Here is a 25,745-nt window from a genome sequence, read left to right as displayed (position 1 = left end):
GTTAATGACTGAGTTGAGATAGAGGGAAACGGATGGGAGCATTGCTTTCGAATAGGGTGGCAGCGCAGCGCTTTCAGCGTGGGTTATCTGGGTTGAAGATTTTGCTGATTATTCTGATCACGATTCTTCTCACCATGGGGATAACTATTTTTATTATTCGTACCTATGTTTTTCCCTCTGAATTAACACCTGTGGTATTAAATGCTAAAGAGGAGTCAAGGTTAGATAAAAAGCTGAGTCAGCTTGGCTGGCAAGCCGATACTGGTTCTACATCGAAAACGAGTTCAAATTCCCAAGGAAGTAAGGATCGAACTGCTAAGGCGAGAGTTTCTGAAGTTGATGAGTTAACGCCTGAGCCATATCGAGAGTTAGATGGTGATCGTCAGGTGACCTTTAGTGAGAAGGAGGTCAACGCCATGATAGGAAATAATCCAGATTTTGCCCGTCGTGTTGCTATCGATTTCTCCGATGAACTTGCCAGTGCAAAGATTTTAGTCCCAATTCCTGAAGATTTTCCCATCATGCCTGGTCAGATCCTGCGGGTTAATGCTGGTATTGATATCCACCTCGATGATACACGTCGCCCTGTCGTTGCCTTAGTCGGAGTCAGCTTAATGGGCGTTCCCATTCCTAACGCTTGGCTTGGCAATATGAAAAATGTGAATCTAGTGGGGGAGTTCGGCGATAGTGGTTTTTGGAACAGTTTTGCCGATGGGGTGGAAGATCTACAGGTGCGAGATGGCGAGTTGTATATCAAGCTACGCGAGTAATACCGATTGGTATCATATCGCTCCGCCACTTGCGATGTAGTGTTGAGGAGTAAACGCTAAAACAGATATCAAGGTTAATCTGTTTTAGCGGACTTTATATACTCTTATTATCTGTTATCAAGCGTTAAACATTGATACAGAGAATCTTTTAACACTGCTCTATCATGCTTTAGTTGATGCATGGCCTCATCATCGATGGGAGCCCCATTGAGTTCAAGTTCCCTGATCTCTTTATCGAGTGCATTGTACTGTTTGACACTATTTGCAAACGTGTCATTGCTTTGAGAAAGTTTCACTATGACATCTTTATACTCGGGAAACTCGTGGATAAGAGAGTGATCTTCACCTAACATAAAATCCCCTTAAAACTAGTTAAGAAATAACGAAATTAACCGCACAACCCATGCTAACCCCAAATCCTTTTAGCTTCAAATTTAAACAGATGGTATAGAGTTATTCTAGTCGCTCATACTAATTTAAAAAGTATTTCTGGTTAAGCTTCTCTCGCAGACTTTGAGAACTAGGCGACATAATCACCAAAAGTAGGTAAGTAAATTAAGCTACCAGCTATTCTAAAAATAAATTAATCTGCGTTTAATCTTCTTAGTTGATGATTTTATCCTTATGTTTTAAAAGGGTTTAATGTGGGGTTGTTGATGTTTTTTTAGATTGCTTGTTGAAAATCAACGGGTTTGATAAACAGTGGGGATTAACACATATTGCGGAAACAAAATATTGGTGGTGTAATCGTGCCACTATTAATTTTGGAGGTAACAAACCTAAATGGACGGCCCTGGTAGTCGACTTTACTTTTTAACTGGTTCCTTGTTCGAGGAGCTTCCCCTATTATGTTAGAACTTTTCCTATTACCTGAAACCTGGGTTATTTTTGCTACCTTATTTGCTTTAGAGGTGGTACTCGGTGTCGATAATGTGGTGTTTATCTCGGTTCTTTGTGAACGCTTACCTAAAGAGCAGAGAAAGCTGGCTCGAAATCTTGGGATCAGCTTAGCCGTTGTTGCCCGTATTGGTTTAGTGTTTTCAATTGCATGGATAATGTCATTAACTAAGCCTCTTATTGGGCTGGGAGAGGTGTCGTTTACCGGCAGTGATCTGATTATGATCTTCGGTGGTTTCTTCCTGTTGGCAAAGAGTTTGAAAGAGCTCTGGTCTTGGTTAACAGAATCGGAAACTAATCATTCGACCTATGCTCGAACTGGACTCATGGTAGTGTTACTGCAGATTGTTGCGGTCGATGCGGTTTTCTCCATGGATTCGGTGATCACTGCGGTGGGATTAACAAGTGAAGTCCCCATTATGGTTGCTGCGATATTGTCATCGGCGGTAGTGATGATCTTAGTGGCGGGCAGAATTAATAAGCTGATAACCGATCACCCGGGGTTTAAAACCTTAGCGCTGCTATTTTTAGTCCTACTGGGTGGTTTATTAATGGCTGAAGGTTTTGATATTCACGTTAACAAAGGCTATGTCTATTTTGCCATGGCATTTGGTTTAATCATTGAACTTTGTCATCTTCAATTAAAGAGAAAACAGCAGTTAACTGTTAAGGGGTTAGCGCCTCAGCTGTAGTTGCCTTCTCTATTAAATTAGATATCATAAAGTGAATAGAGGCTTATGCAGTGATGCATAAGCCTTTTTAATATCAATCACTAATAAGGTTAAGTGTAATCGCATGTAATATTAATTACCGTCTGACAGGGTTAATGTTTTATACCTCTTTATTTATAAGGAATATAAAATGAGTAACTTGTATAGACATCTATCACTGGCTAGCTTGTTGGTATTAAGTAGTTGTTTCCCTTCTCTTGCTTTGGCTAACACTTGGAACTGTCCTATAGAAAAGAGTTGGTTGACAGCGCCCTCCCTACCAACAGAAGTTGATAAAAGTAATAAAGATAACACCTCCAACTTCTGTGATTTTTACCGTTTTTCAACTCAAGCCTACCTTTATCTAATGTCACCATCATCAGATAAATCAGGTAAGCGAAACTTTCAGGTCAATGCTAATTACCCTGTACTTGAATATAACGGAGATAATAGCCCGGGTAACTCTTGTGATAAAGAGATCACAGGCCATACACTGCTCACCAGTTTGGAGCAGTCCTCTATCTCAACTGGTCAAGCTGGCGGTGATGCCACCATCTATGCTCAAGACGGCAATGTGGCCTACTATGATGTGAGGTTTAATAAAGCGCTCTGTGATCTGACCGGGAGCGCGACCGAGATGCAGCAGCAAGGGATATATAACTTCCCAGGTGGAACGACAGAGTTAAAATTTGCATGGAAGGTGCTGAGTGCGGTTGAAGTGAGATCGGGTCAGTTTGTGACTCAGGAGCAGTTAATCTCAGGAAAGATGAAGACGCTTGGCCTTCTAGGTATGCATATCGCCATTGCAACAGCGGATCACCCAGAGTTTGTCTGGGCGACTTATGAGCATAAGACTAACTCCCCAGACTGTGATGCATCGGCTTCGCAGAAAAAGCAGGCATGGATGTTTGCAGATAAAACTTGTACTCAAGCTCTACCTGGCTCTGCGGAAAAAGGTGATAAGTGTAACTTTAACCACCCTGAATTAGGACTAACTGCTCCTACTGGTACGCCGACCAATATCTGCCGTATTCATCCATATGGTACTGCTAAAGGTGATCGTGATGCTGCCGAGAACTTAGGTGATATTCTCAGTCAAAATCAAAGCTTGCTCGATCAGTTGGCTAAGAGTAGCACCCCTGATGCGATGAAAGTGCTCACTAACTACTTTAACCTTGGGGCAATTTGGGTGAGTGATATTGCTCAAAGCTCAGGTGGTGTTGGAGTACCAAATGAGCGTGGTTCACTGCGTCTGGCCAATAGCGTTGCAGAAACCGATTATCAAGATGTTAACCTCAACAGTCAGTTTGCTAGTAACTGTTTTGGTTGCCATAACTATCAGGGAACTGCAGAGGCGCAGAAGAATAATATTACCACTCAGGCCCTGAGCCATACTTTTAAAGATATTAAGATTGGTCAAGGTCAACATATCGATGTGACTGCCTCAAGCTATATCGCCAGTAATGAACAAGCCGCTGGGATATGTGGCGTCACTGGTAAAAGTGAGAAAGAGCAGGGTACCTGTAAAGGAACGGCCAGCTTCTTAAAATGGGATGGAAATTGGACTAATGCTAATACGAGTGCAGGCTCTGTATGTGGCTGTGGTCCTGATAAGTAAGCAGTAATGGGAGGTGGTACCTGTTGGTTAGTCGGAATTAGCCTCTTGTTCACGCTCTCGTATTTTTAAACTCCTACCTAAAAATAATCCAGCACTAATATTCGACAGTGCTGGATTTTTTATGTAAACAGATAGCTAGAGAGTAGTATTTTTATCCCAGAGAGAGGATATGAAGGACTTTTTAGCTAGAACAGCAGATGAACTTGATTGGTATTATGGCCCAGAACAGCTGATTTTTATGGGGCTGCTCCTATTATGGCTTTGGCTTATCTGGCCGTCTGATGAGTTTAAGGCGCTGCTTACCGATAAAGCTAAACAGACACAGATCCTATTAGCGTCAGTTGCTTTAAATGCTCTATGGTTACTTAATGCCAATGTTACCCAAGGGATACATGTTCATTTTCTTGGGATTGTGACCTTGATGCTGATGTACGGTTGGCGAATGGCAAGTGTGATATCTATCCTGCCCGTACTCTTCTTTACCACCTTTGTGATTAAAAGCCCGTTTGATTTTGCCATCTATGGCCTACTGGGTATCAACTTGCCTCTGTTTCTCTGCTTTATGGTTTATAGCCAGATATTTAAATACTTACCGCATCATCTTTTTGTGTATATCTTTGGTGGGGCCTTTATTAATGCTTTCCTATCAATCCTATTCCATATCCTTTTATGGGCAGCTTGGCTTTGGTTAAGCACAGATTATGATTGGGCTTTCTTAAGAGATAACTACTTACTGGTTATCCCTCTGCTTGGATTTCCTGAAGCCCTACTTAATGGGATGGCCATTACTCTGTTGGTGGTCTATCGTCCACAGTGGTTATATGATTACTCAGATAGCACCTATCTCAAGTGACTTGCTAGGTGTGTGTTCACCAAAAAAAACCATAACTGAAACCAACGGCGTTTAGCCCATCGTTCTTTTGCGCTAGATTCGCGTTTGAGTAGTGGATAAATGAGAAACCTAATTGGTGATGTTTAAACAGAACTACCCCTGCACCTAACTTATCCTCAAATTGCCAGTGAGAGCCCATATCTCTGTCGCCATAATATGGGCTGCTTAGGTAGGTTGCGCCTATGCCTAGCTCGACATATAGCGATAGATAATCAAATTCAATTTGATACCTGAGTGAAGGGGTAATTGAGCCTCCATTTTTACTGCTAGAGAGGAAGTCATCCCAATGGTGATAGGCAAACTCTACGTTAAAATCGATATTGTTGCGACTAAGAAAGTTATCGTCCATTTCAATATTGTGCACATATGCAAATCGATAAGCTGTGCTTGAATTTGATTCTTTCCAGCCATCCCACCTGGGATCTATCTCACTTTGGATATAGGTCAGGCCTGAGTTTGCTAAGCTTATTTGCGGGGTTAGGATTAAGATAATGAAAGTCGAGTATAGAAAGATTTTGACCATGAAATGAGTTACCTACCATAGTAATTAGCGTATTTAATATTTATCGCTCTCGATATACATCTAATCATAGTCGTCAAAATGGAGGTTGTGAGTGTCAGTTTTAATCGCTGGTAGTTGAAGAGGGGATAGAGGCGCTCCCCTCTGAATAAGATTATTTAAGTCGATATAGCTCAAAGCGATTGACGCCGCTTTTTATCAGGTGAGAGTGTTGCTTGAAGGTGGATGATTGCTGAAATTTAGCTAATCCATCAAACGTATCCCACTCGACGAAGGTCAGCTGACCTGGAGCTATTAGGGGGGAAGCGTGCGCTTCAAAGTTTGGGTTATTCATCTTGTAGATAAAGCGCCCTCCGAGCCCGTTAACAGACTCCTTTATATAATTCATATATTGAAAGTAGTCGTTGGGGTTAGCAGGGTTTAGCCAGGCTACAGCTAAGGTGTAGTGTTTATCTGATTTGAAGGTGAGTTGGAGATCGTATTCTAGCTCCTGAGTATAGATCTTAATTTCATTCCAACCCTGAGGGCGACTCTGTTTCATCGATGGCCAGTCTTGATGTGAAATAAGCTTGTTTTCAGCAGCTTTACTTGGCCAAGAGTAAAAGATTAATCCGTCGGGGTTAAAGTTGCCTACTAAAGTGTCGTCAATCTGGAGTAGTGCTTCGCGTTTAAGGCCAAAGCTTTCACCAAGGGGCAAGACCTCTTTGTAGTATTTTTGTCGGGCTTGCTCTCCCGCCTCTCTTCTCTTTGGCATAACAAGGGAAAACAGTTGCCCCTTAGAGAGATTAATGCTTGTTTCTTTAGGCGTAACAGCTGTTTGTGAGCTGCCTTTTGAGGAGATATCATTTGTGCAGGCGAGGAGCCCAAGGGATAAGGTTAACAGTATTGTATGGGGGATGAGGCTTTTATTGTCTATTCTCATGGATCACTAAATCTTGCTAGTTGTTGAAGTGATATACAGCCTAACAGGGATTATTGGTGCGGCATTGGATTTACTTTTAGAATTAGTGGTGCGAATATGCACCAATGAAAGATTGGGATAACTACCGACTCATACTCGCTCTGCATCGTTCGGGCACCTTACGTGGCGCCGCTGAGCGACTGAATGTTAATCACTCTACCGTCTCCAGACGCTTAGTATTGATGAATAAGGATGCAGGTGGGGAGCTGTTTGAGAAGACGACGTTAGGCTATCGTTCAACTCCTTTAGGGGATGAACTTATTAGTGCAGCGCTTCATATCGAAGAGATCACTATCTCAAGTGAAAGGCGAAAACGTGCCAGTGCAGAGGATATGTCTGGTGAGATTAACCTCTCTGTTCCCCCACCAATATTCCAATACCTGCTACTCGATGATTTTAAGCGGTTTCAACAGCTGTATCCAAATATACGCTTAAATATCAACGCCTCTTTTAATCTCTTAAGTTTAGATAACTCCGATGCCGATATTGTGATCCGCGGCACCGACAATCCCCCTGAACACTTGGTTGGTCGCTGTATTGGTACCATTAGATTGGGCTATTACGCCCAAAAAGCCTATCTAGCCAATACTCCAGAAAATGAACGTCGGTGGATTGGTCGAGATGCGCAGGAGGAGTCGCCTCAGTGGATAAAAGACTCTCCCTTTCCAGAGTTTAAGATAGGTATACGTTCAGATGACATTATGACTCGCCACCAGATGGCTGTTGCAGGGTATGGTCTTACTCGTGGAGCCTGCTTTATGGCTGAACAGGAGCGAGAGTTAGTTCGGCTTTCAGATCAATGCACAGATTACTCTGCTCTTTGGGTGTTAACCCACCCAGATCTGAAAGAGACCCAGCGGATAAGAGTGTTAGCTAAGTTCCTTATCGATTGCCTACTTGAGAAAAAAGGCCTCATTGAGGGGAGAATATTAAGTTAACGCTTAACTCTAGCTTTTAAATTTGAATACATTATTCATTACTTATTATTCATCGTTAAAGATGTTACTCTGACTATAATGGTTTTGTTAGGGGTAAATATTTTTCAGGGGTGGAGTGGTAGTTAATTATGTTGTTAGGTTTTAGGGTTATTGTTTTTACTTTTTTTTGCTTATTAGCTTTTGATTTACCTGCAAAAGAGTCTGCTTTAAATTCAGTTGAACATGTGCATTCCGAAGTGCTGCAAAGCCAAGCAGCTATTCATAAGTCGAGCACTAACGCTTGCTCGAACAAAAATGCTGCTCCAAAGGTGATGGTCATAATGCCACTGGATAGGAGCAGTACTTTTTGGGAAAACATAGTTAAGCACATGGAGTTAGCTGCAAAGCAGTTAAACATTAGCCTTGATGTCCACTACATAAGTCAACTAGAGAGAAAGCGTTTCAGTTATTCAGAATACCTAGACACTGTTATCACTAACAGTGAAAAACCTGATTATTTAATTACCCCTTTTTTTAAGGGAATTGAGCAGAGTTTATTAAGTAAAGTGACTGAGGAGAGGATTTCCCTTTTTACGTTTAATATTCCACTTTCACCTGAATTTATTGCTAAATTCGGCTTTCCTAGAGAAAAATTTCCCTACTGGATAGGGCACATATCACCAGATGAGGTTGATGCTGGTTTTCAGTTGGCGGATCAATTAATCACCCTAGCCGCAAGTCGGTCGCAGCTCGGTGTGATTAAATTATTAGCTGTTAATGGTGATCGCACAGGTGTCGTGGGGCAATTAAGAGAGAAGGGGCTAATGAAGAGGCTAGCATTAAGTCCAGATGTGGAATTATTACAGCTAGTTGATGCTAAGTGGATGCCAGGTAAAGCTCAGTATATGGCGAGCAGGTTAGTGAGGCGTCATCAAAATATTGATCTGTTTTGGACTGCTAGCGATCATATTGCAATGGCAGTAGTGAATGCCTTAGAGGGCTACGAAACTCAAAGAGAGAAGGCTATCGTAGGCAGTATTGATTGGACTAAAGAGATAGAGTCATACATAGAGAGCAGGAGTGTTGGTGTGAGCTTTGGAGGTCATATCTTCGAGGGAGCGTGGATCTTACCTTTACTCTATGATCACTTTAATCATCAAGATTTTGCTAAGGAGCTGACCTCGGTTATCAGTTATAAAATGCAGAGTATCACAGCTAAAAACAGTGTCTTGTTGAAAGCTGATAATATAAAGAAAATCGACTTTAGTTATTTAAGTCAGTGCTTTACTGGTAAAGATAATGCTTACCGTTTCTCCCCATTAAAGCAGTTAATCCAATATGGTTTCTAATCGATACACTCTATCTTTCCCCTTTTTACATTCTCGGCATAACAGCTTCTACTTATAGCACTGCGCTGTGTTATGTGAGCTAGCTCAAGTTTTCCCTCTTTTTTCTATTACCTTAGTGATACATCTTGAACCAATTGTTATCCAGTTAGTCAATGGGAGGGATTCTTGTTGCCTTTATAGGAGTGGGAGTTTGAAAAGTTAAATACGAAAATAAAGGATAACAGAGATGAAGAAGCTAAGTTGGTTATTGATATTTATTCCTGCCCTGTCTGTTTGCGCAGCAGTAATATTGGGGATCGCACACTATTTTCACCTTATTGATAGCTCAGACTTAGTTGTGAAGATGATGATGTTTATTCTTGGATTAAACCTGGCGAGTTGTTTGTTTATTGCCATGAAAACCAGCGGAAACTTACCTTACTTATTGCTAGGTAATATGATGTTTTTTATTGTGTTCGTTTTTTCAATTACGACAGTGAGAAACCATAACTGTAATCATCATGAAGATGTTGAGGTATTTCAGCACCTTCATGAGTTTGAAGGGATAAACATAGGTGTCGATATTCGATGTGATACCTGCAGCTGATATTAAAGAGACTAAGCCATGACCTTCGGGGCATGGCTCTATGGTTGAGCTTTAAGCTGGCTCTAAGGTGAATAGGGCCAGCTAAGTAACTTGGTTTCGCCGTTAACGATATTATATTGAATCGTGGGAAGCCTATCATCAAGCTGGCCGCTGAAACTGCCGTTATAAAACCCGCCAGTGTAGACAAAGTGGCAGTAGTTATCTTGGGTCTCACCCAGCTGCGGTAGAACACCTGCATTACGTGACCACTCACTTTTAACATGGCTGCTCTGCCATCCGTTACTGCCAGAGATAAAGTTTAGCGGCTCCTTATTCTCAATCATATCGTGCCAGATAAGGCTGCAATCACTTTCAAATGCTTCATCTAGGATATCGCCGCCAGCCGGGAATCCAAGTTCGCTGGGGGTACTTTGATAGATAGAGAAAGCTGTGCTTGGCTGTTGATCTATGTTCCATTTACTGTGGAACAGGGTTTTGCCAGCAAAGATGGCGCTCAGGTGCTGTTTGACGAGCGCAGAGTCGGCCTCTTTATTGAGATTGATAAACTTGGGAAGGGCTACAACGGCTAAGATCCCTAAAATGATGATCACTACCACGAGTTCGATTAAGGTAAAGCCTTTTTGTTTTTGTGAGCTTAAATACATTGAGGTAAAAATTTTCTTCCTATTAAGTGTGCAGCTCTCGCCGCTGTCGGTTACGTATTGATACATATAAGAGGGCATTAAAACACATTTACTGTCACAAAGACCATGCTAAAAGGAGGGACTAGTCACTTTATGAGCGGCTCTGCCAATGCCAACTGGGCGTGGTCAAGATATCTTGGCCGAGAATTTCTGTCTGACCTAACTGCTTATCCAGTTCAATTAAGTTGCAGTGTTCAAACTCATTAAGTGCATTGATAAGCCGATTGGCGTGGGAGACTATCCAGAGCTGACAATGCTCAGAGGCTTTGGCTATAAGACGCGAAAGCGCTGGCAGCAGATCTGGGTGTAAGCTGGTTTCCGGCTCATTTAAGACCATCAACTCCGGGGGCCTTGGTGTCAGCAGTGCTGCGATTAGCAATAGGTATCTTAAGGTGCCATCGGATAACTCTGCGGCGTTTAATGGCCTAAGTAATCCCTCTTGATGAAATTGAACCGTTAACATACCGTTAGACTCATATCCGATATGAACCTGAGCTCCTGGAAAGGCGTCGCTGACCGCTTCATTGAATCCCTGTTTATCACCTACCTCAAAGATGGTTTGAATCGCTGAGGCCAGATCGCGGCCGTCATGATGCAACACAGGTGTTCGGGTACCCAGCTGAGCTTTACGTGCAGGGGCATCGCTGTCACTACGAAAGTGATCGTAGAAGCGCCAGGCGCGAATGCTATCACGCAGTTTTATCACCTCAGGTGTTCGCTCAGGATCCGCAAGCTCAGTAAAGATGCTATCGCCATGCTGCATATGCAGATTTAAGGTTTCCCAGCCAGCTTGCTTATTCTGTTCGGCGCGGCTTTTGACTAAGGGTCCACGCCTTTCGACTAATACCGATGCTGGACGGTATCTATTGCCGACCCAGATAGCCTCACGTTTCACTTGCGGATCTAGGCCAAATAAGGTGGTGGAGTCAGGTTTAGGTAAGCCAAGTTCGATAAGGTAACTGTACTCGTCACTGGCAAACCCCAGTTTTAAGCGCTTAGCGTGTTGGCGAACAGTCGGTTCAATAGGCGTCTCACCACTGCGCATCCTTTTGCTGATGGTCTCAGGCCCAGCCCAGAAACTGGAATCCAGCCCTCCCTCTAAAGCCAGTGCATTGACCACGCCCCCTTGTGCGGTTTGTGCAAGTAATCGAAGGGCTTTATAGAGGTTAGACTTACCGCTACCATTGGCTCCAGTGACCAGATTGAGCCGCTCCAGAGGAACGCGAATTTCACGTAGGGAGCGGTAATTTTGAATGGCTAGAGTGGTTAGCATAACTCAGTGGCTTCTCGCTGGCAGGGAACTGAGAGCCATAGTGCCAGCTTTTTTCTATAAGTGTTAGTCAGTGTAGTTAAAAAGATACTGTTGAGTGAATATGGGAAACAGTGGAGTCGCTATTAACCTAACACAGCTTTTAGTACTCTTTGCCAGTTGCCACCCATGATTTTGTCTCTGTCACTGCTGCTAAATCCTGTGTCTGCTAGGGCTGTATCGATACGCTCCATACGGTGGATATGATTGAGCTCAGGGACCACCACATGGACAGGCTCTATCTCGTAACCAAGGACATTTTTAGCACGTAAGCTGTGCCACCAATCTAAGTACTGTTTGACCCCCTCGCTATTATCGTTATTGAGTTTGAGCAGGCTTTTCTGTCCCCGTAACGGGTAGTCATTGGCGATGGCGACAGCATCTATGCCGCCAACTTTTGCCACATGTTTTAGATGGGCCATGTAGTGCTCTGTTGTCGGTACTTTGTCATTGGTCAGCCAGAAGCTCATCATAAACACACCAAACAGGCCCCCTGTGTCACTAATGGCTTTAATCACCTCATCCGGTGAGCAGCGGGCATGATTGACGATGGCGCGAACGGCGCCATGACTCTGTACTATGGGGGCATCGGACAGTTTAGCTGTGTCCAAGGCAGATTGAGGGCTCGAGTGGCTGACATCAATTAAGATCTGTTTCTGATTAAGCTTCTCGATTAACGCTTTACCTGCGCTCGTTAGTGGCTTGTTCAACCCTTGGTTTATGCCACTAGATGAAGGAGCGTTATCCAGTGCGCCGCCACTAAATAGGTTGCCATAGTGATGGGTGAGCTGCAGCGCCCGCAGACCTTTATCAAAAAACTCATCAACCTGGCTGAGCCCTGAGCTTATGCTCTCCTCAACGCAATCGGCTCCCTGAATTTGAAAGAAAACAGCGGTTTTCCCTGTGTGATGCGCTCGGGTAATATCGGCGGCACTCTCTCCTAAAATAAGCTTATCTGGGTGCTGTTTGACCCGAGTAAACGCCTTATCAATGCTCTTCATGCAGGCGTTATAGGTGCGTTTATAGTTGGTGGTGCCATCGCTTTGCTTTATCGCTTCAATATCTGAGATATCACACAGGTAAGCATCGATTTTAGAGTCGGTTAAATCCGATAGTTCGTCGGGGAGAAAGCATAAACCGTCGACATAGAGGCGTTTAGTCGTCGAAGCAAATGTTGAGAAACTGCCAAGTTGGCTCAGTAGGCCCGTTGCGGCTAGTGCTTTAATCAGCTGGCGTCTATCGAGTGTTGTCTTCATCATTTCTCTTCTTTACCCATCTCTCTGGCGTCGATTTATTATTCTTATAACTGGTCATATTAACCTATCTAAATAGACTATTCGATACCTTGACTTTGACCTGTCCTTAAGTGAATATCAGTGCGAAATTAAAGAATAAAACCACTAATAATTAAAGGTTTTTATTAAAAGCAATCTGTAATTGCTAATAAGAAAATATCCTACACCTTAAGGGGAAACCTATGTTTAATCGCATGTTTGCACTCACACTGCTGTTTGCTTTTTCGTCAGTTGTCAGTGCCGAAAATTACTCTATTGGAACAGGTGGGCAGAGTGGGGTTTACTACCCATTTGGTGGTGCGTTAGCTAAGGTGTGGTCTGAGCAGGTGCCCGATGTCAATGTTAAAGCAGAGGTGACTGCCGCGTCGGTGGAGAACACCATTAAGGTGGTACGTGGTGATATGATTGCGGGTATCGCCATGGGCAATGTGGTGTTAGATGCTTACAAGGGCGAGGGGAAGTTTAAGGGCAAGCTACCCGTAAAAACCCTGTTTGCCCTGTACCCTAACTTGGTTCATGCCCTAACTTTAGAGAAATCAGGCATTACCTCGCTGGCAGATCTTAAAGGTAAGCGTATCTCATTAGGCGCGCCTGCCAGTGGCACTGCGGTTACGTCGACGGCTCTGCTTGAGTCTATCGGTATTGATGTGAAAAAGGACATTGATGCTGTATACCTTAACTACTCTGAAACCACCAATGCGTTAGCGAATGGCCAGATTGATGCGGGCTTTATCGTTGGCGGTCAAGGTGTTGGCGCCGTTACCCAGATAGCGTTAACCCATAAGGTGAATATCTTACCTATCTCTGCAAAGGAGAGTGCCGCCTTTATTGAAGCCTTCCCCGCTTACAGCAGTTACACCATTCCAGCTGACACCTACAATCATGTGGCAGCAGTACCAACATTGAGTGTTTGGAATGTATTGGTGGTGAATGCCAAGATGAGTGATGAGATGGCCTATAACCTAACGAAATCAGCATTTGAGAATATCGATCAGGTACGCAAAGTGGTGAAGGCCGCTGAGATGACGACGCCGGCGAACGCTAATCGCCTCGAAGGTGTACCACTGCATGCGGGTGCGCAAAAGTACTTAGATTCATTATAAAAAAATGAGCAAAGTTGACGTTTAGGCGTCAACTTTGCGCTATTGCTCTTCTATATTTTAGCGCTCTCCACTTAGATAACAAAAACAACAAAAACAACAAAAATAAGAGGATAAAAAGATGGCTCCTCGTTCAGTACTGTTTCCTGTGAGCGATCCCGATTTAACGGGGACTAAATCCCATGTGATCACGCTATTGGGTTATCTGATCTTAATGATGGCGGTGGCGCTGTCGGCGTTTCAGATCTGGCAGGGGATCACCTCGACCATCTCCGCAACCTATTTCAGGCCTGTGCACCTAAGCTGGGTGCTAGTGCTTATTTTTCTCCACTACCCTTTAGTTAAACAGCAGCAGAGCCGCTTCTATCTGCCTGGAAGAGTGTTCGATCTGGCGCTTTGTGGATTAACCCTGTTTGCCGCCTATCGAATGTCGATATTTGATTATAACGATATCGACCACCTTCTTTATGGCTTAGGGACTGAAGATCTTGTTGCAGGTTGTCTATTACTAGCATTGTTGATGGAGGGCTGTCGCCGCACTGTCGGCTGGGTGATGGTATTGATTGCTTCGATATTTCTCTCCTATAGCGCCTTTGGCGATCTACTGCCAAGCGGCTTTGCAACTAAGTCCTATTCGCTACAGGAGTTGATCCAGTTCCAGATCTATTCGGCCAATGGCGTATTTGGATCTGCACTAGGGATCGCGGCAACGACTGTGTTTATCTTTGTGCTATTTGGCGCCTTTTTAGAGGTGACTGGGGCGGGTAAGTTCTTTATCGATTTAGCGTTTTCCATTGCGGGTAAATATCGCGGCGGTCCAGCTAAAGCGGCAGTGCTAGCCTCGGCTGGGCTTGGCTCTATCTCAGGTTCTGCTATCGCCAATACGGTGACCACAGGCTCAGTGACCATCCCCATGATGAAGAAGTTAGGCTATAAACCTGAGCAAGCGGCGGGGATTGAAGCGTCGGCCTCGACAGGTGGGCAGATCATGCCGCCCATCATGGGCGCGGGTGCATTTGTGATGGCGCAGTTTACCGGCGTTCCCTATAGCGAGATCATGCTGGCCTCTATCGCACCTGCGATCCTCTACTTCTTCTGCACCTTACTCTACGTGCACTTGATGGCGTGCAAGTTGAATTTGCAAGCGGTGAGTCGCACCGAAGCAGTTTTGGCTGTGATGAAACAGGGCGCACACCACCTGATTCCGCTGGCGTTAATCACAACACTATTGATGATGGCTTATTCACCACTGCTTGTTGGGGTTGCAGGCTGCGCCGCTATCATAGTGACGGCAGCACTGCGTAAACACAGCCGTATTGGGCTCACTAAGTTTATGCTTGGGATGAAAAATGGCGCGCTGATGGCGCTGCCTATCTCGGTGGCCTGCGGCGCGGCGGGGATTATTGTCGGCGTGGTAGGACAAACCGGCATAGGCTTGCAGTTCACTCAGTTTGTGATGGAGTTTTCCGGTGGCTACATGCTAGTAGCGCTGGGGCTTATCAGTATTGTGGCGCTGATATTGGGGATGGGATTACCCGTGACCGCGGCCTATATCGTGCTCGCTGTGATGGCGGTGCCCATGCTGGGTGATTTTGGACTGCCGCTATTAACCGCTCATCTTATTGTGTTCTGGCTATCGCAAACCTCCAATGTCACGCCGCCTATTGCACTTGCGGCGTTTGCAGGGGCGGGTGTCGCCAACGCTAACCCCATGAAATCCTCGATAGAGGCGTTCAAACTTGCTGGTGGCCTGTTTATTATCCCCATCATGATGGCCTATACGGATCTGCTTAATCCTGAGGCGAGTGTGTTCGAGTTTGCTTTTGCCATCGCCCAAACAACGGCAATTATTGTTGCGATTGCAGTCTCTATCGAGGGCTATCTTCTGCGGCGTTTATCGAATGTTGAGAGAGGCGTTGCCTTTATGACTGTACCGCTTATTTTACTTAATCCATTTGGGGCTGGGGCTATTGGAATATTACTGTTAGCGGGTTTGATTGCTGTGCAGTGGAGAACTCGGTAAAGCATAGAAGGGCGGGCTTTGCCCTGCTAGGGCGGCACTGCGTGCCTTCGAGGACGTTCGCAAGCTCACTGCGAGGGCGCTTCGCTGCTAGAAAAAGCTGAGACGAACGTCGCGGGCGACTCATTTGAGTACGGAACGCGTTACTTACGGAATAGCCTGCGGCTACAGGAATGCTTCGCTGACAGTAAAAGCAAAACTGAGTATTTGCCATTGCCGTCATCCCGGGCTTGTTCCGGGATCCATTGTTTTTAAGCTTGGAAGGCGGGCTTTGCCCTGCTAGGGCGTTCGCAGGCTCACTGCGAGGGCGCTGCGCTTCGATAAGTTCAAGAGATAGATGTTGTTGAGCTTCTCCGTGGTCTCCGTGTCCTCCGTGGTGAATAGCTTTTGTCTTGGTAAGTAATGAAGGGCGGCTAAATCGCTTATAACATAGGGATTCACTTAAATATCACTTAGCTTCACCTAGGTGATATTGAATTAGCACTAGTCAGTGCATGAGAGTGATAGGCTCAAAATAACGGTTAAAAATGAATTTAACGTAAGAGTTTTTAAGGGAGATTATGAAGTATCTAGTCAGTGGTTTGTTATCTGTTTTTTGTATCTTAATCCTGTCGATAAATTCAGTATCGGCTCAGTCTGGTGAGCTTGAGAGTAAAGCACCTGCTACTCAAGATAAACCTGTGATTCGAGATAAACAGTATGATTTCACCGCCGTGGAGGCTGGGCTTAAGTTAATTGAGGAGCTTAAGCGAGATAAGACACCTTCAGAGCAGCAGTGGGATGAGCTGTTTAGCCTGCAAGCTTATCAACTTATTTTTGCGATTTCAGGCTTAACCCCCAAGGCGCTAAAGTCACGTTTTAACCATGCATTTAAGCCGAGTATGAACGGTGAGTTTGAAGGGCTGCCAAGTGGAGAGAGGTTTGAGGCTCAGCATCTGCGAAATGCGGTAGAGGAGTTAAGTTGGTTACCTAAATATCAGCAGTGGCTAGTGGAAAATCGCGCGGCAGGAAATGCCACTGAGCTTGCGAAAACTCAACTGCCTGAGTTCGATGCTAATCGCTTTCCAGTTAGCTTTACCTTTGGTCTGTTTGGCCAAAATGCCCACGCCGCTTCGATGGGCGTAGTGCTGGACCCCTATATCGCTTACCTGTCAGATCAACAGGCGCCCTATGAACTAGCAGCTCACGAACTGCATCATTTCTTTTATGATTCACTCTACCCTGAGCCTCTGCTCAATAGGGACGATCCTTTTGAGCGGGCCCTGTACCATATTCAAAAAGAGGGGATCGCCAACCTAATGGATAAACACCATTTCCTTGAGGCTGAATCGCCATTTGATGCCGAGATAAAATCGGCATTTAGACTAGAGATGCAATCAGTTCCAGCGAACATCATTAAGCTGAATAATTTGATGCTAGCCGCGCTTGATTCAAGTGAAGAGACAGATTTTATGGTGTTTCAGCAAGCACTGCCTTATTGGGGACACACAGTTGGCTGGTATATGGCTCAAACCATAGTAAAGGCTGATCTACAATCGGAACTAACCCAAACCATTAGCCAACCCAGGAAGCTATTTGCTGTTTATAACCAAGCTGTGACTAAGTTAAATACTAAGCAGCCGATTTTTTCAGAGCGAGTTTTGCAGCATTATGAGCATCTATCTAAGTTGTAGGTGAATCGCTTTTATCTTGGAAAGCGGAGAAGGACGGGCTTCGCCCTGCTAGGACGTTCGCAAGCTCACTGCTAGGACGTTCGCAAGCTCACTGCTAGAGCGCTACGCTGCTAGAAAAAACTGAGACGAACGTCGCTGGCGACTCATTTGAGTACAGAGCGCGTTGCTCACGGAATAGCCTGCGGCTACAGGAACGCTGCGCTGACAGTAAAAGCTAAGAAGGTCGGGCTTTGCCCTGCTAGGGCGGCACGATGTGCCTACGAGGGCGTTCGCAAGCTCACTGCGAGGGCGCTTCGCTGCTAGAAAAAGCCGAGCTGTAAAGCAAACTGAGAGTTTGGCATTGCCGTCATCCCGGGCTTGTTCCGGGGTCCACTCTCTCTTGATCTTTTCCGTGCTCCTCTGTGTACTCCGTGGTGAATAGTTTTTATCTTGGAAAGTGGAGAAGGGCGGGCTTCGCCTTGCGAGGACGGTACTGCGTGCCTGCGAGAACGTTACCCTACTTTGGGTTTATTCTGCGTAACTGTGTTTGCATATCCTTGATTACTTAGTAGCAGAAACACTTTCGGTTGTCTGGTAGGTATATTGCTTGCTTCTCCAAGGATTATCACCAATTTTTGTCCAAAGAGTTACGTATATAGTGCTACCATTCGTAGGTAAACTTTTCACTAAAGCCAACTGGTTAGTGGTGGTGGAAGAAGATCGAATATTCGAAGAGAACTTCCCCTCCGTACCTACAATCAGGTCGTATAAATATAAATCATTTTCTTGCTTTTCATCTGGTTTATCCCATTCGAATAACACGTTAGAGGATTCTAGTTGTGACTGAGAGCCACTAGAGTCGCTATTTATTGCTACTCTCGTTGTAATACCGTTGGCTGCTTTGTAAGTGTATAACTTGTGCATCCAAGGGTTGTTGCCTTTTTTTGTCCATAAGGTTGCATATACAGTTCTACCATCAATAGGTAAACCTTCTATCAATAAAGACTCATCCTGAGTGATAGATGAGGCGCGGATATTATTAGAGTGCACACCATTAGTACCCACAATGAGATCATAAAAATAATCCTTATCAACGTGTGGCTTTACAAAATCAAATACAACACTCGATGAGTCTAGTTGAGTACCATCAAGAGGTGAAAGCATGCTTACTGCGTCAGGGTCATTTAATGCTTTATAAACAAAGTCTTTGTAATTCCAAGAGTCTGTGTGGGTCCAAAGCCGGGCATAGACATTTCGACCATCACTGGGTAAACCTTCAGTTGCTTTATGTTGGAATGTATAAATAGATTTTTCCTGCACATCTGAAGAAAGAATATCGTTACCACCAGGGTAGGAGCCAAGGAGTAGATCGTAATGTGTCGCGTCTTTGGGGTTATCCCAATAGAAAGCTTCTCGAACACCGTTAAATACAGCGCCATTCTTCTTTGGATAGATTATGCTAGCCGTAGTCCTGTTAGAGTCTAGGGTCGGTGAGGTAAAGCGGTAATCTCGATATACCCACCCATCGGCTATACTGGCTGACCACAATCTCACATATAAAGTTTTATGGTCATCAGGAAGGCCTTCAACGAAAAGTTGATTTACATCTAACACTTCACTGGAGAGAATAGTATTAGAACCGATTTCATCGGTTCCTACATTCAATTGATATGCGTAAACTCCATGAGGTTGATTCCACGAAAAGGTCACGCTTTTACCTTCGATATCGGCTTCAGGAGTATGAGAAACTATGGTAGCAGCTCGAGAACGAGTATTAGGCATATATGGGCTTAGATTAAGATTCTGATTATCAAGGTATTTTAACCTGTTTGGAATTAAGTTATTAACTTTTTCTAAAATTGATGGAGGTACCCTGTCTGGTACGTATCTTGATAGAAAATACATTAAAAACGTTTCAGCGAAATCTTCTCGTATAGGGTAATCATTTCCATACTTAGATATAGATATCCCATCGGCTTTTTGTGCTGCATGCCAAACTGGATTATTTTTGTGATTTAGTTCTACAGCTGAATGTATAGCCTCATGAAACAATGTTTCCTCAAACATACCAGTTCTCTCTAATTTTGCTCCATGGTCTGTATGAACCAGAATTTCCCCCTTGAGACCTCCCCACTTTGCGTCACCATCAAAGATAGTGATTCTTAGTAGACCATCACGTATAGCTCTAGGTAACTGGCCTAGATAAAAAGCGTATTTTTGTGCTTGCGCACGAGCAGCTACAATATTCCCGAACTCAGGACTGACAAAAGCTTGAGTTTGGGTGCCATCTGAAAACTTCATGTCAAAAATATATGCGTAAATAACTCCCCAAGAGTCAGCTCTACGATCATATGTGTAATGCTTTTTGCGACCAAGGTAACCCAGACCATAAAAGGTTGTAGGATCAGTAGGTAATAATATGTTTCGATCTATGCTCAATGTACTAACCCATGGCGGTTCATTCTGAGCATGGCTAATTGACGGGAGCAATAGTAAAAGAAGGGTGAAATACACAAATGAACTATTAGTTAGAATATTCAAAACTAGATTTTCTCCTTATTATTTTCTTTTTATGGAAAACATAATCATTAATATGTAAAGGAAATTAGCATTTAATTTTATAGGATAATGTATGCAATTTACCATATCGACTCTTAGTTGTCTATTTTTTGTTCGAGGTTGTGTTTTGGTGGTGGGGGACTTGAAGCTGAGAAGGGCGGGCTTTGCCCTGCTAGGGCGGCACTGCGTGCCTTCGAGGTTCTAGGGCGCTTCGTTGCGAGTTAAGGAAAGAGCAAAGGCAAGAGCACCTTTTACCACTGAGCGCTGCCCTTCACGGAGGTAAAGATGGAGGAAGAGATTATGGCTTTCGAATCTATGCTGATTAAGCATGAGAGCTTTCACTGTGGTTTCCTTACCGAATTATTATGTTATCGATTTATTTTTATGGGGTGTATAGATAACAGATTGCACCTAGCCAATTGTGGCAAGTGAAGTTAGTTAGGAGAAATGTAGGTCATGAAGCAAGAGCAAGATTTTACAGAGGCTGAACTCATCAATATAGCTGAAATTCTGGATCAATATCAGGGGAAGATGTTGAAGGAAATTGAGTCCGTAATAGAGAAGCATGTTCAAGCTGCCAGTTCAGAACTGGTGAGCACTAACCCAGAACTGGCTAATTACGACTATTTTTCGGCAGTGGTTTTGGGAGACTTATTCTCTAAACTGCACGGAGGGAACAAAGATACAGCCGAAATAATCATACACAACCTTCAAGGGCAGGCAGACTTGAACAATTAAGGTAGACAGAGAGATAATCAGGATAGCCCTATCTTTTGTTGAAATATTAATATTGGAATTAAATGATAATGAGACAGGAAGCTAAACTTTTTATATTTACAATATTGTTTGTTTTAGTGTCAGCTTGTACAAGACAAGTGCAAGAGAAAGAGCTTTTAGACATCTTTGTTGAAAACCAATCTAAGTTTGAAGAGTTATCTAATCTATCGTGCTCTTTACTAAATCATGATTTTAAATCGCTGTACTATGAAGTAGGTGATTATAGTGATAGAGAGCAGAAAGCTAAATCAGCTGATTCAGATAAGGATTATAAATTTAAGTGGTCTGCATTTAATAAATATGGAGAAGAGTTTGAAAATGACATGCAAAAAATTGATGACCTTTTAGCTGACTTAGATCTTGATGGGATATTGATTAGAACATTATCTGAGAAGTGTCGACTATATATTGATGTATGGTCTATCTGGATGACGGGAGAAGGGCAAGAGATGACATACTTGTATAACCCTGAAACCATCTATGAATATAGCCCTAACATTCATGCTAAACCGAATAGAGATCTGAAAACCCAAATTGATTTTACTATGCCGTTATCTTCAGGCTGGTTCGTTGGATACTCTAATACTCCTTGACTAGATTAATGCGAAAATCGAAGAGGTACTTTGCTTGTCATAACTCAGTGTAAACGTGGCTGTGACCTTCCGTGACATGGCCGTTCCTTGGCATCCATGCCATCATGGCATTTGTGAATCCATTCACATCAGATTCCCCATCGAAAGCGTTAGCTATTTTTTCAAGAAAGAACTGAGGAAGATAACTTCGTCGGGGCGTCGAGGACTCTCATTTATAAAGGGGAAAAAGGGGGACTGGCGTTTTCCCCCTTTTGGTCGGGTGTGGGTTGAAAACCCACGACCTTAATCCAAACGAAGCTTGGAAAGCTTATTTACTTAAAGCAAAGAATGGATCCCGGCTAAAAGCATCGCCGGGATGACGGACTAATTCGTTTAGGCTTTTGGTCACAGGGCAAACAAGCTTCCCTCCAATTCAATGAGGCTTGGTAAATACCGAGCACTGTTGCAACAGTAGGCGTTGATGGCACGGATGCCATCATCGAGCCCTCAGGGATGAGTTGATGGCGTTCTACTGAGGTAACAGTGCATAAGCCTGCGGCAAGCAATAGATACAAAAACACCTGCTGCCAATAAAGAATCAAAACAGATATCTCATCAGCCTGCGGACGTAGCTTACCTATATGGGAAGGATCAGGTTATTCAGGGTTGGAAAAGACAGAAGATCCATACCTTCATTGCTACTTCAAATGCCGACTAAGGCTATAAAAAATCACGACCTTAATCCAAACGAAGTTTGGAAAGCTTATTTACTTAAAGCAAAGAATGGATCCCGGCTAAAAGCATCGCCGGGATGACGGACTAATTCGTTTAGGCTTTTGGTCATAGGGCAAACAAGCTTCCCTCCAATTCAATGGGGCTTGGTAAATACCGAGCACTGTTGCAACAGTAGGCGTTGATAGAACAAAAGACAAAAGACAGGACAGCCATATCTTTTTGTCTTCTCGGTGATCCCTTACTAAGCTTTTAGTTATCTTGACTTAGTTTTTTATGGGGGAGTATTTATGACTTCAGCTCGCCGGACATTGATTGATGCAGAAACAACGCCTTTCTACCACGTAATTAATCGTTGTGTGAGAAGGGCTTACCTCTGCGGTAGCGATGATCTGACAGGTAAGAGTTTTGAACATCGACGTGGCTGGATTGTCGATAAAATCAAGGTTCTCTCTTCCATATTTTGTATTGATGTTTGTGCTTATGCGGTGATGAGTAACCACTATCATCTAGTGTTAAAAATTGACTTGAATGAAGTTAATGCATTAAGTCATCGAGATGTGATTAGTCGCTGGCAGCGGTTGTTTCATGGTCATGAGGTTGCCACTAAATACATGAAAGGTGAGGAACTCATTGAGGGAGAGCAGATTCTACTTGATGGACTGATTGCTGAGTGGCAGGAACGTTTAGCTAGTATTAGTTGGTTTATGCGCTGTCTCAATGAAGAGGTTGCACGAAAGGCCAATCGCGAAGATGAGTGTAAAGGCGCTTTCTGGGAGGGACGTTTTAAGTCACAAGCATTACTTGATGAGCAAGCACTTCTTGCATGTATGATGTATGTGGACTTAAACCCCATTAGAGCGGGGATTGCGGACTCGCTGCAAACTTCTGATTTTACCTCAATTCAAGAGCGTATTGCTGAGCTAAGTACTGCTAGGAATACTCAAGAAAAAGCGCTAAAAGCGGTAGATGATAAAACAGAGCCTAACACTGTGGCGCGGTTAAAGCCCCTTGCTGAATTCGATGGTGCAACTCATCAGACAACACAATCCGGTATTCCATTTCACTTTTCTGATTACCTACAACTCATTGATTGGACAAGCAGAATAATTAGGTATGATAAGAAAGGATTTATTGACTCAAGTCGCCCTAAGTTACTTTGTGAATTAGGCATTTCATCAGCTGCCTGGTTAACCTCAACACGAGAGTTTCGTCGTCAATACAGCGGAGTTAGTGGCCGTTGGGATGCAATGTGTAAATTTAAAAAGAAACATCAGAGTGGGAAATGGTGCAAAGGCAAAGCTTCTAGCCAAGCAATTCATCCATCGCCATAAAATGAGGAGAAGCCGAAAAAAGGTAAAAGACAGACAAAAGACAGGACAATCACACCTTCTGCCTTTTGAGCCGCCCCTTTTGTTCAAAGCAAAAGATGGTTTGCAGAGATAATCACAATACTTTGAATTCAATGAGGCTTGGTAAATACCGAGCACTATTGCAACAGTAGGCGTTGATGGCACGGATGTCATCGTCGAGCCCTCAGGGATGAGTTGATGGCGTCCTACTGAGGTAACAGTGCATAAGCCTGCGGCAAGCAATAGATACAAAAACACCTACTGCCAACAAAGAATCAAAACAGGTATCTCATCAGCCTGCAGGATTAGTCGCCTAAATAGGAGGGTTAGATTATAAAGGGTTGGAAAAGACAGAAGAGCCACACCTTCATTGCTACTTCAAATGCTGACTAAGGCTACAAAAAACCACGACCTTAATCCAAACGAAGTTAGGAAAGCACGATTAAAGTCCAGAATCAAAAATCGGGCATAACTGCCCATTCAACCTTCCCAATGACCCAATCAAAAATATTTGAAACTTACTATTAGGTAAGTTTGCCAAATTAAACAGAAAAAGCCTTAATCGCCTTAGCCAAGGCAAACAACCCATTAGTCCGTGAGGGACTCAGCTGCCCCGTTAGCCCTAACATATCGAAATACCCCTCTATATCAAACCTTGCTATCTCAGCTGAGGTTTTACCATGACAGGCGGCCAATAACAGGCCAATCAGTCCCTTTACAATGCGTGCGTCGCTATCGGCGACAAAGTAGTGTTTGCCCGCGATTTCACTGTGATAGAGCCAAGCACTGCTTTCGCAGCCTCTGACCTGAGCCGATTCGACCCGAAAGGCCTCATCAAGCTTTGGCAGCGCTTTGCCGAGCAACATGATTTGACGATAGCGCTCCTGCCAGTTACTGGCTTGCGCAAACAGCGGCAGTATCTCACTGCTGTCGAGCTTAAGGGCTAAAAACGTTTCCTGTGAGGGTTGTGATACTTGACTCATACTCGACCTAATTTGAATGCTTACTATATTAAAATAAAACCGCGCTTGGCTTTGCCGTCTTAGCCTTTCCTAGCTCCTGCTTTCCCTAGGATCTTCTTTCAAACCTGTGACGGCATAAATGCCGACCTACAAAATCTATTTTTTTTGGCTTAGCCCTTCCTAGCACCTTCTCTTCCTAGGACCTTTTTTACCTAGAACCTTCTCTTACAACAACATCTCTTTCACCGATGCCAGAGCTTCGATAAAGCGATCGATATCCTCTTTACTTGTATATACACCCAGCGAGGCGCGACAGCACCCCTTGAGCCCCAAACTTTGCATTAACGGCATGGCGCAGTGGTGGCCGCTGCGAACGGCAATGCCTTGCTGGTCGAGCAGTATGCCCACATCTTGATGATGCTCATCGGCAAGATTAAACGCCACTGCGCCGATATTGCTGGTGTTGGCACCATAGAGAGTGATATCGCCTAGCTGTTTCAGCTGAGTTTGTAGGTAGCTGAGTAGCTCAGCTTCCTGCTTGGCAATGACCTCTCTTGGGAGCGCATTAAGAAAATCGATAGCGGCGCCTAAACCTATCACCTCTGCAATAGGCGGCGTGCCGGGTTCGAGTCGGTTGGGCAGCTGGTTAAATTCGGTGGTTTCGAAACTCACTGTCTTTATCATCTCTCCGCCAGTCATCAGTGGCATTAAAGTGTCCAGACTATCAAAGCGCCCGTAAAGCACGCCTACGCCTGTGGGACCATACATTTTATGGCCAGAGAAGACATAAAAATCACAGCCTATTGCTTGGACATCGATATCTAGATGTGCGATAGCTTGGGCGCCATCGACCAAGGTGATGGCGCCTACCTCTTTTGCAAGAGCAACGAACTTGTTAACCGGATTGAGCGTACCTAAGGCATTGGATACATGGCTTAGGGCGACAATGGCTGGGTTTTCCTGCAGTAGGAGCTTATAGGCGGTCTCATCGAGACGGCACTCACTGTCTAAGGGGATTGGCTTAATGATGGCGCTAGTGCGTTTAGCCAGCTCCTGCCAAGGGACGATATTGGCGTGATGGGCGGCGGTGTCGATTAGGATGAGGTCACCTGATTTTATCTGCCCAGTTAAGCCGTAAGCAACTAAGTTTATCGACTCTGTGGTGCCGTGGGTAAAGATGATCTCTTCACGCTGTTTAGCCTTAATAAACTGGCACAGGTTATCGCGCACTGCTTCATAGTTACTGGTTGCACGGGATGAAAGCTGGTGCGCCGCACGGTGAACGTTAGCGTTATCATTTTCATAGTATCGGGCCATGGCGTTGAGCACTTGCTTAGGCTTTTGACTGGTGGCTGCGGTATCTAGGTAGCACAGTGGGTAACCAGCTAAAGTCTGCTCTAAGGTAGGAAATTGAGCGCGCAGGTGGTGAAAATCCATGGTTTGGGTCCGATATTTGGCTGAAAATAGAAAAGGCGATGAGATCATCAAAGATCTTATCGCCTAATGCAAGTG

The 25,745-nt window shown here is 44.2% G+C and carries 22 protein-coding genes; 13 read left to right on the top strand and 9 right to left on the bottom strand.

All coding sequences use genetic code 11. The annotated features are described in order from the left end of the window. Window positions 1-32: 32 nt before the first annotated feature. A complete protein-coding gene (locus tag K0625_RS05225; protein ID WP_220108706.1) occupies window positions 33-770 on the top strand; it encodes an arginine N-succinyltransferase in 738 nt (245 codons plus the stop codon). A 107-nt stretch (window positions 771-877) separates the two neighbouring features. Here the strand turns inward: K0625_RS05225 and K0625_RS05220 are convergent, their stop codons facing one another. Further along, window positions 878-1,123 carry an HP1242/YdcH family protein gene (locus tag K0625_RS05220; protein WP_220108705.1) on the bottom strand — a complete coding sequence of 82 codons (246 nt, stop codon included), beginning with the start codon at window positions 1,121-1,123 and terminating at the stop codon, window positions 878-880. Between the two features lie 495 nt (window positions 1,124-1,618). Between K0625_RS05220 and K0625_RS05215 the strand changes: the two genes are divergently transcribed. The 3 genes from K0625_RS05215 (at window position 1,619) to K0625_RS05205 (ending at window position 4,848) form a co-directional block, all read left to right on the top strand. Then, a complete protein-coding gene (locus tag K0625_RS05215; RefSeq protein WP_220108704.1) occupies window positions 1,619-2,359 on the top strand; it encodes a TerC family protein in 741 nt (246 codons plus the stop codon). Window positions 2,360-2,528: 169 nt separating this feature from the next. Further along, window positions 2,529-3,995, top strand: coding sequence for a mannan-binding protein (locus tag K0625_RS05210; RefSeq protein WP_220108703.1), 1,467 nt, complete (start codon window positions 2,529-2,531; stop codon window positions 3,993-3,995). A 169-nt stretch (window positions 3,996-4,164) separates the two neighbouring features. Further along, window positions 4,165-4,848 carry an energy-coupling factor ABC transporter permease gene (locus tag K0625_RS05205; RefSeq protein ID WP_220108702.1) on the top strand — a complete coding sequence of 228 codons (684 nt, stop codon included), beginning with the start codon at window positions 4,165-4,167 and terminating at the stop codon, window positions 4,846-4,848. A 16-nt stretch (window positions 4,849-4,864) separates the two neighbouring features. Here the strand turns inward: K0625_RS05205 and K0625_RS05200 are convergent, their stop codons facing one another. Together K0625_RS05200 and K0625_RS05195 are read right to left on the bottom strand one after the other, a co-directional pair. Beyond that, on the bottom strand, window positions 4,865-5,410 hold the full coding sequence (locus K0625_RS05200; protein WP_220108701.1) for an acyloxyacyl hydrolase: 546 nt from the start codon (window positions 5,408-5,410) through the stop codon (window positions 4,865-4,867). Window positions 5,411-5,561: 151 nt separating this feature from the next. Beyond that, on the bottom strand, window positions 5,562-6,329 hold the full coding sequence (locus K0625_RS05195) for a hypothetical protein (RefSeq protein ID WP_220108700.1): 768 nt from the start codon (window positions 6,327-6,329) through the stop codon (window positions 5,562-5,564). Window positions 6,330-6,433: 104 nt separating this feature from the next. Between K0625_RS05195 and K0625_RS05190 the strand changes: the two genes are divergently transcribed. The 3 genes from K0625_RS05190 to K0625_RS05180 all read left to right on the top strand — a co-directional run bounded on the left by K0625_RS05190 (window position 6,434) and on the right by K0625_RS05180 (window position 9,220). Then, on the top strand, window positions 6,434-7,306 hold the full coding sequence (locus K0625_RS05190; RefSeq protein WP_220108699.1) for a LysR family transcriptional regulator: 873 nt from the start codon (window positions 6,434-6,436) through the stop codon (window positions 7,304-7,306). Between the two features lie 320 nt (window positions 7,307-7,626). After that, window positions 7,627-8,634 carry an ABC transporter substrate-binding protein gene (locus tag K0625_RS05185; protein WP_220108698.1) on the top strand — a complete coding sequence of 336 codons (1,008 nt, stop codon included), beginning with the start codon at window positions 7,627-7,629 and terminating at the stop codon, window positions 8,632-8,634. Window positions 8,635-8,860: 226 nt separating this feature from the next. Next, a complete protein-coding gene (locus K0625_RS05180; protein WP_220108697.1) occupies window positions 8,861-9,220 on the top strand; it encodes a hypothetical protein in 360 nt (119 codons plus the stop codon). A 62-nt stretch (window positions 9,221-9,282) separates the two neighbouring features. Here K0625_RS05180 and K0625_RS24660 read toward each other — a convergent pair whose 3' ends face one another. The 3 genes from K0625_RS24660 to K0625_RS05165 all read right to left on the bottom strand — a co-directional run bounded on the left by K0625_RS24660 (window position 9,283) and on the right by K0625_RS05165 (window position 12,471). Beyond that, window positions 9,283-9,942, bottom strand: a complete 660-nt coding sequence (locus K0625_RS24660) for a type II secretion system protein (protein ID WP_438944490.1) — start codon at window positions 9,940-9,942, stop codon at window positions 9,283-9,285. A gap of 52 nt (window positions 9,943-9,994) precedes the next feature. Further along, window positions 9,995-11,176, bottom strand: a complete 1,182-nt coding sequence (locus K0625_RS05170) for an AAA family ATPase (RefSeq protein ID WP_220108696.1) — start codon at window positions 11,174-11,176, stop codon at window positions 9,995-9,997. Between the two features lie 122 nt (window positions 11,177-11,298). Further along, window positions 11,299-12,471, bottom strand: a complete 1,173-nt coding sequence (locus tag K0625_RS05165; protein WP_220108695.1) for a membrane dipeptidase — start codon at window positions 12,469-12,471, stop codon at window positions 11,299-11,301. A 218-nt stretch (window positions 12,472-12,689) separates the two neighbouring features. Here K0625_RS05165 and K0625_RS05160 point away from each other — a divergent pair, with 218 nt between their 5' ends. The 3 genes from K0625_RS05160 to K0625_RS05150 all read left to right on the top strand — a co-directional run bounded on the left by K0625_RS05160 (window position 12,690) and on the right by K0625_RS05150 (window position 17,300). Then, window positions 12,690-13,610: a TAXI family TRAP transporter solute-binding subunit gene (locus K0625_RS05160; RefSeq protein WP_220108694.1), complete on the top strand. Its 921-nt coding sequence runs from the start codon at window positions 12,690-12,692 to the stop codon at window positions 13,608-13,610. A 118-nt stretch (window positions 13,611-13,728) separates the two neighbouring features. Beyond that, complete coding sequence (locus K0625_RS05155; RefSeq protein ID WP_220108693.1) at window positions 13,729-15,630, top strand: TRAP transporter permease; 1,902 nt, start codon at window positions 13,729-13,731, stop codon at window positions 15,628-15,630. Between the two features lie 557 nt (window positions 15,631-16,187). Beyond that, window positions 16,188-17,300, top strand: coding sequence for a DUF5700 domain-containing putative Zn-dependent protease (locus tag K0625_RS05150; protein WP_220108692.1), 1,113 nt, complete (start codon window positions 16,188-16,190; stop codon window positions 17,298-17,300). A 540-nt stretch (window positions 17,301-17,840) separates the two neighbouring features. On the opposite strand, the gene K0625_RS05145 is transcribed toward K0625_RS05150, so the two are convergent. Next, window positions 17,841-19,820, bottom strand: coding sequence for a hypothetical protein (locus tag K0625_RS05145; RefSeq protein WP_220108691.1), 1,980 nt, complete (start codon window positions 19,818-19,820; stop codon window positions 17,841-17,843). Between the two features lie 474 nt (window positions 19,821-20,294). Here K0625_RS05145 and K0625_RS05140 point away from each other — a divergent pair, with 474 nt between their 5' ends. The 3 genes from K0625_RS05140 to K0625_RS05130 all read left to right on the top strand — a co-directional run bounded on the left by K0625_RS05140 (window position 20,295) and on the right by K0625_RS05130 (window position 23,253). Continuing rightward, window positions 20,295-20,576, top strand: a complete 282-nt coding sequence (locus K0625_RS05140; protein WP_220108690.1) for a hypothetical protein — start codon at window positions 20,295-20,297, stop codon at window positions 20,574-20,576. 68 nt (window positions 20,577-20,644) lie between these two features. After that, window positions 20,645-21,208: a hypothetical protein gene (locus K0625_RS05135; RefSeq protein WP_220108689.1), complete on the top strand. Its 564-nt coding sequence runs from the start codon at window positions 20,645-20,647 to the stop codon at window positions 21,206-21,208. A 1,001-nt stretch (window positions 21,209-22,209) separates the two neighbouring features. Beyond that, entirely contained in the window at window positions 22,210-23,253 is a 1,044-nt protein-coding gene (locus K0625_RS05130; protein ID WP_220108688.1) for a transposase, read from the top strand. Between the two features lie 560 nt (window positions 23,254-23,813). Here the strand turns inward: K0625_RS05130 and K0625_RS05125 are convergent. Together K0625_RS05125 and K0625_RS05120 are read right to left on the bottom strand one after the other, a co-directional pair. Next, window positions 23,814-24,254, bottom strand: a complete 441-nt coding sequence (locus K0625_RS05125; RefSeq protein ID WP_220108687.1) for a SufE family protein — start codon at window positions 24,252-24,254, stop codon at window positions 23,814-23,816. Between the two features lie 204 nt (window positions 24,255-24,458). Beyond that, window positions 24,459-25,670, bottom strand: coding sequence for a cysteine desulfurase (locus K0625_RS05120; RefSeq protein WP_220108970.1), 1,212 nt, complete (start codon window positions 25,668-25,670; stop codon window positions 24,459-24,461). Between the last annotated feature and the right edge of the window lie 75 nt (window positions 25,671-25,745).

This window comes from Shewanella nanhaiensis (assembly GCF_019457885.1).
GTDB lineage: Bacteria > Pseudomonadota > Gammaproteobacteria > Enterobacterales > Shewanellaceae > Shewanella > Shewanella nanhaiensis.
Note: the sequence above shows the minus strand (reverse complement) of the source record. Positions and strands in the feature narration are given on the sequence as shown.